Origin of the sequence: Prevotella sp. AM34-19LB, from assembly GCF_003468525.1 — a bacterium.
GTDB lineage: Bacteria > Bacteroidota > Bacteroidia > Bacteroidales > Bacteroidaceae > Prevotella.
Genome location: NZ_QSIG01000085.1, coordinates 1 through 6,469, shown reverse-complemented (window position 1 = coordinate 6,469; position 6,469 = coordinate 1). Strand labels below are relative to the sequence as shown.

Below are 6,469 nucleotides of genomic sequence, written 5' to 3'. Positions count from 1 at the left end.
AGCCATACCTCCCCATTTGGGTGAAATTTATCTTTCTTGGTATTACCATGAACAAAATTATCACCTCGATGAGTATTTTCTCGAAACTTTTTGTTAACTTTGCAGCCGAATCTTCAACTGCATCTTTAAAGATATCCATATATTGGTCAAGTCCTGTATTCATATAATTTTGCGTTTGTCGTGATTTGCAAAGTTACTGAAAATCAGCGACTTGACCAACTTTTTATAGTTAAGTTTTCATAAGCATTTCTTAATATAAGTTATTGATTTACAGACGATTAAATGTTAATTTAACGCAGTATTGATACAATGATTGAAATTAAAGAAACATTAGTTATTAAAAGCGATTCCCCAAAGGTAGCAGAGTGGGTGAAGCGTATGAAGGCATATAAGGCAGCTCAGCTCCAAGATATGGCTAAACGAGGTTGCGAGGTTTGTGAAATTGCTATGTAATGGATGCATTTGAATATAGATTTACAAGCAAAACAGGTGATGTATATATCGTGCGAATTCTGAATGATGGAGCGAGATTTTTGTCATCTGAAATGATTTCCGCCTTAGAAAAGTCTGATGTTGAGGTATGGGGAATATATCTCAACAGAGTAGGTAGTTATAAACATGTGACAGGGATTCGGGATTTATCACTTATCTCTAATCAAATTTATAGCTTCTTCAGGTCTCATGACAATGCGATATTGTATTATGTATGCGATGATATAGCCGATGTTCCGATGAATGCTCGCAAAAAGGCAGAAGGCTTTTCGGTACAGTATTATCGTAACAGACTTTTTACTAGTTTGTTTTATAAGCTTCAAGGGTTATTAGATATGAATGTTGTTGATTTACCAATTTGCATTGATGCTTGTGGTAACGATATGTATATTCATATAATGGTTCGCGAAGGACAATTGGATGTTGCTAAGAGAATCAAGCAAGACGTGCTTGATGGTTTTAGCAAATAGGGCAGACTTTCTTACCCGCATGAAAGATGGGGATAAGGACTATAAGTCTATGTTTCCATGTTACTATGTTGAAAAAATAGATGAGGTGAAGGAGTGCGCTTAGGCAATCCTTCACCCTAAAAGATAATGCAAACGAGCGCAATGAAAGCTGGCTTTCAAATTGCCGAGTGCAGCTTATCTTATGCAAAACGATACAAGAATAACTTTTTTCAAAAAACTGATAGGTGTAACTACTTGGAATATAGTGGGGACGCTGTAATGGTGATATACTTTAGGATGTATTGATTAAAAACATTATAGACGAAGGAACTTATAAAAATGGAAACTCAGACAATTGAAGTTTATACATTTTCAATTCGCGAAAAACGAGCTAAGGAGAAATATTCTTTTGCTGATGGATTCGATTTGTATGAAAAGATGAAAAAGGATTTTATCAATTTCATACATAATAGTCAAACTGGTGATATACCAGCAGAAAAGAGGACTTTGAGAGTGCCTGAAGCAGATGGTGGATTCCCTTTTTGGGGCTGTAGTGATAGATTACGTTGTGTGTATGGAATCATAGAAACAGGCCTTTATGGCAAAAAGATAGAAGTGGTGGATAAAGATAATCCTGAAGCTGCTTTATTTAAAGCCGCTAATAATAATGCAGCTGTAATAAAGCCATTTTTCTTTTTGGTAAAAATCCCTAAAGCTGGAGATCTTGGTTATATGATTTTTGAAAGAACAGATAACGAGAGCATTTGTATGATGTTTGTTACTATATTTCAAGCATATTTAAAGTCTATCATGCCTGATAAGGAAACAAATGGTTTTATGATCGATCGTGAGAACTTTATTACCAAAGAATATGTTGATGCCTTAAAAAATGGCAAGTTGAAGTCTATGACGTTTAGAGTTAGAAAACTCCCAAAAGATAAAGCAGACTTATATATGATGAAAAATTTGGGAGTAGATACCTCTATAACGATGACAGTGAATTTCAATGGAGGTATTTTAGATAACAAGGTTACGAAAGCAATAATGGATGATAAGCAACTTTTTACTACCACAGAAGGTTTGCTAGGAGAAGTTGCTGTCATAGGTGAACGTAGCGTTGTTACAGATGTTAAAGTAAATGGCAAATCAAAGGAGCGAACTGTTTATCTGGATGAAAAAAATAATTCCTTGATTCGCCCTTACTATATGTTATCGGTAAAGTTGAACGATAAGGGATATCCTTCTTATGAATCTTTGTGTAAATCTGTCATTGATTTTATAGATAGTACTCCAGAACTTAATAAAATGTTACCATAATGGATGTAGATATTATTTCTCCAAAACTATTGCTTAAGGATTTTCTCAAAAGCATAGAGGGCTATAAGGGGTTATTCTTTGTTGTTCCTATAGCTATTGGTATTGTAATGTGCCTGTTCTTAAAAGGAGAGAATAAGAATGCTGTAGAGGATTTTATAAATTCCTCTTTAACCAGTTTCGTTCCGATATTTGCCACGATTTTGTCAGTTTATATATCATGGGTTTTCACGAAACGCTCTACTAGACATGAAAAGGAACGTATTCAGATATTTCAAGAGACAACCAATGAAATATTCGTTTTGATTCCATTGGTGTTATTTGCAATATCTGCATATTTTATCTCACATTTGTCAATATCACAAGATCTCAAATTTATACCATATATTCATCAAATTTGCAAATGTGCTCGTTGTGTTATAGATACGATTTATTATGGTCTATTTGTTGAGATAGTATTGGTTATCTTTATGATAACTAAACGTTCATACATAATAATAATGAATGAGATTAGATTACTAGAGGCTAATAAGTAATAGAAATATAGTCTTTTAATGATGCGCCAGCCGACAAACACTCGCAATTCTATTGCGTTAATCTCTCATCGGCAGCCCCTTGTGGGCACAGGCTTCGCTGCCGATACAAAAACTCTGGCAGAGCTATAGCGCCGCCAGCTACATCCTCTCGTTCCTGAGGAAAGAGAGGCTTGGTGAGAAAGGTGGAGCTCTCCTTGCAGGAGAGACGGAGAGGTAGAAAAACTCCTTCCTTAACGGTAAGGAAGGACGGGTAGGTTTTCGAAAAAATAAGAATATAATAAAAACACAATATCATTATGAATGATTTTAAAGATATTAAAGTAGCAGTAGCCGGTACAGGCTACGTAGGTCTGAGTATAGCAACTCTGTTATCTCAGCACCATCATGTAACAGCAGTAGATGTAATCCCAGAGAAGGTGGAGAAACTCAACAATAAGATTTCTCCAATCCAGGACGATTATATTGAGAAGTATTTGGTCGAGAAGCCATTGAACCTCGTGGCAACCCTTGACGGCAAGGAAGCCTATAAGGATGCAGACTTCGTAGTGATTGCTGCACCAACCAACTATGACCCAGTGAAGAACTACTTCGATACAACCCATGTAGAAGAAGTAATCGACCTGGTTCTGGAGGTAAACCCAGATGCTGTGATGGTAATCAAGAGTACCATCCCAGTAGGTTATACCCGCAACCTCTATTTGAAGTATGCCAAGAAGGGAGTGAAGAAGTTCAACCTCCTCTTCTCTCCAGAGTTCCTTCGTGAGAGCAAGGCACTCTATGATAACCTTTACCCAAGCCGTATTATCGTAGGCTATCCAAAGATTATCGAGCGTCCTGAGTTTGCTGAGGAGAACGAGGCAATCAAGTCAGTAACCAATGTCGAGTTGTTGAAGGAAGCAGCCAAGACCTTCGCCGCTCTGCTTCAGGAAGGTGCCATCAAGGAGAACATCGATACCCTCTTTATGGGTATGAAGGAAGCAGAGGCTGTCAAGCTCTTTGCCAATACCTATCTGGCACTCCGAGTAAGCTACTTCAATGAGTTGGATACATACGCAGAGGTAAAGGGACTCGATACCAAGGCAATCATTGAAGGTGTAGGTCTTGACCCACGTATTGGTACCCATTACAACAACCCAAGCTTCGGTTATGGTGGTTATTGCTTGCCAAAGGATACCAAGCAGCTCTTGGCAAACTATGCCGATGTTCCAGAGAACCTGATTGAGGCAATCGTTGAGAGTAACCGCACCCGTAAGGACTATATCGCTGATGCCGTTCTCCAGAAAGCTGGTTATTATAGCTATGCTGATGATAACAGCTATGATGCAAGCAAGGAACATAACTGCGTGATTGGTGTCTATCGCCTGACGATGAAGTCAAACAGTGATAACTTCCGCCAGTCTGCCATCCAGGGCATCATGAAGCGTATCAAGGCAAAGGGTGCTGAGGTAATCATCTATGAGCCGACCTTGGAAGAGGGAAGCACCTTCTTCGGTAGTAGAGTTGAGAATAACCTCGAAGCCTTCAAGGCTCAGAGCCATGCTATCATCGCCAATCGTTACGATGCTTGTTTGGATGATGTAAAGGATAAGGTATATACACGAGACATTTTCAGAAGAGATTAAGATTATGGTATGTTTAATATTGGTTTAACGGGTAAGACAGGGTTATTACCCGAAGTAATTTTAAAAAGTCTATATAATAGTCATTTTTTATATATTTGTGGTTCAAAATCTCAATATTATAAAAATAATTATTAAATTTGCAAGTGATAATAGTTTCATCTTAAAATTTGCAATTATGGAAGAATATAGAAGAACTGTAGAAGCTTATGCGGCTCGTCATGAAAACTATCTGTTTCATAATGAGGGAAATGAGCATGCGTTGATTATTTTTGAAAATATATTCAAAAACGCAAATGATACTATTAGAATAGCAGCCAACAACTTGTGTAATTCTGAGGTTGTTGACCGCAAGGAATATGTTGAGCCTTTAATTAAATTCTTGGATAATGGAGGAACTTTAAGAATCTTGTTGAAGGTTGCTCCTGACCCATCTAATGAAGAATTAAAAAAGGGTAATTGTTTGTACCGTGCCTTGTTTAATCACGAAGCATATAAGAAAGGTGCGATTCAAATAAAGTCAGGTGAAGGTAAATGTTTCCATGATTCAGAGCATAAAGAAATTCATTTTTGCACTGCAGATGGACACATGTATCGTATCGAGAACGATATTGTTGAACGTAAAGCAATTTGTAATTTCGGTGATGAAGTTAAAACAAAAGAAATTGATGACTTATTCGATCGGGTTTTCGATTCTGTGCATCATATTGTTAATCTTGGCGTTTATTTCCAATAAGCGCCTTGAACTGCTCAATTTTGTTTCTGTAATCCAACTTGTTACAGCTTTAAATTTTGCGAATATATCATCATCTTTGCATAAAAAGATGTTTAATGTTTTGGTTGATGTTAAGACGTTTTTCAACTTTAGATTTGGTGATTTACAAAATAAAATGACGGCTGATTTGGAGAGTTTGAAGTCAATGTCTCCGATAGAAACAAAAGATGGTAAATCGAACAAACCCACAATAGACGAATTGACCAATGAATATTTAAATTTAGCTAGTAAGTGGGAAGCAGAGAAAAATCGAATTGAATCAAAAATGGGTGATTTCTTTAGTACGAAAGGCATTAATAGTTTATTCTTATTTATTAGTCTGTATTGTGTTATAGATATGTTCTTTATAGCCTGTGACTTTCAAAAGTCTAATGAAATATCCAATGAATACTGGTTTGCTTGTTGCACAATCTTATCCACAATTGGTTCTATTGTTTATTTTTGCTTGATTTTATCTGGAAAGACGAAAAATGTTACAAAAGGTAAATTGTATGTGATAGTAACAGGTATTATATTTGCACTTTGGTTATTGAGTATTTTCGCTTATTCTTTGAATAGCATAATTGCGAGTTGTTTTACTTTGATGAGAGAAGATACGTTTTTATGTTTGTCGGATACTTTAGCGGTGATACTTCCATTTTGGGGATTTATTTTGTGTTTAGTATTTATTACATGTGTATGGATGCAAATAAATGCCATGATTAAAGATTCTATTATGACATTACAAGAGTTGCATGCAGAACTGCACAACCGTAAACTGGCATTAGACCAAACTTATGAAAGTTTCAAACCTTCAGAGCAAATGAAGTTTAATTAGATGGTAGTTGATTTATTGATAAAATTAAATGTTTGCATATATTTAATATTTTGACGATATAATATGATCAAGCCAATCTCAAACTCCCAAATCAAATGAAAAAACATTTAAGTCTATGTTGCCATTAGCTGTTTTCGTCATCCCCAGGCGGTCCCAGCCCGCACAACCTGGCGAAGACCGCTTTGGTCCGCCAACCTTATAGCGTAGCGGTTCCGAGCACCGAGTAGGGCGGTTTCCCTCTTCTTCCCTGAGGGGAGAAGACCGAGATGAGAGGTGGAGCCTTCCTTAACGGTAAGGAAGGACGGGTAGGTTTCGAAAAAGAATAAGAAAAAAATAATATAATAATAGAAAAGTGGCTCTTATTACGGGTATTACAGGTCAGGATGGATCATACCTGGCAGAGTTATCATATCATAAAGTTTATGGCAAAAAAAGTATTTGTAAGTGGATGTTACGACTTACTCCAC

7 protein-coding genes are annotated in these 6,469 nt (G+C 36.7%); all 7 read left to right on the top strand.

Going from position 1 to position 6,469, the window contains the following annotated elements; all coding sequences use genetic code 11:
* The first annotated feature begins 309 nt into the window (after nucleotides 1-309).
* A complete protein-coding gene (locus DW830_RS15995) occupies nucleotides 310-453 on the top strand; it encodes a hypothetical protein (protein ID WP_153089397.1) in 144 nt (47 codons plus the stop codon).
* Nucleotides 453-962: a hypothetical protein gene (locus tag DW830_RS15000; RefSeq protein ID WP_119250451.1), complete on the top strand. Its 510-nt coding sequence runs from the start codon at nucleotides 453-455 to the stop codon at nucleotides 960-962. The genes DW830_RS15995 and DW830_RS15000 overlap by 1 nt, the downstream gene beginning before the upstream one ends.
* A gap of 318 nt (nucleotides 963-1,280) precedes the next feature.
* Nucleotides 1,281-2,258: a hypothetical protein gene (locus tag DW830_RS14995; RefSeq protein ID WP_119250450.1), complete on the top strand. Its 978-nt coding sequence runs from the start codon at nucleotides 1,281-1,283 to the stop codon at nucleotides 2,256-2,258.
* Nucleotides 2,258-2,791: a hypothetical protein gene (locus DW830_RS14990; protein ID WP_119250449.1), complete on the top strand. Its 534-nt coding sequence runs from the start codon at nucleotides 2,258-2,260 to the stop codon at nucleotides 2,789-2,791. Before DW830_RS14995 ends, DW830_RS14990 begins: the two co-directional genes overlap by 1 nt.
* A gap of 296 nt (nucleotides 2,792-3,087) precedes the next feature.
* Complete coding sequence (locus tag DW830_RS14980; RefSeq protein ID WP_119250447.1) at nucleotides 3,088-4,413, top strand: UDP binding domain-containing protein; 1,326 nt, start codon at nucleotides 3,088-3,090, stop codon at nucleotides 4,411-4,413.
* Nucleotides 4,414-4,588: 175 nt separating this feature from the next.
* Nucleotides 4,589-5,146 (top strand): hypothetical protein, encoded by a 558-nt coding sequence (locus tag DW830_RS14975; protein WP_147487284.1) that lies wholly within the window; start codon nucleotides 4,589-4,591, stop codon nucleotides 5,144-5,146.
* An 88-nt stretch (nucleotides 5,147-5,234) separates the two neighbouring features.
* Nucleotides 5,235-6,002 (top strand): hypothetical protein, encoded by a 768-nt coding sequence (locus tag DW830_RS14970; protein ID WP_119250445.1) that lies wholly within the window; start codon nucleotides 5,235-5,237, stop codon nucleotides 6,000-6,002.
* Nucleotides 6,003-6,469 lie beyond the last annotated feature (467 nt).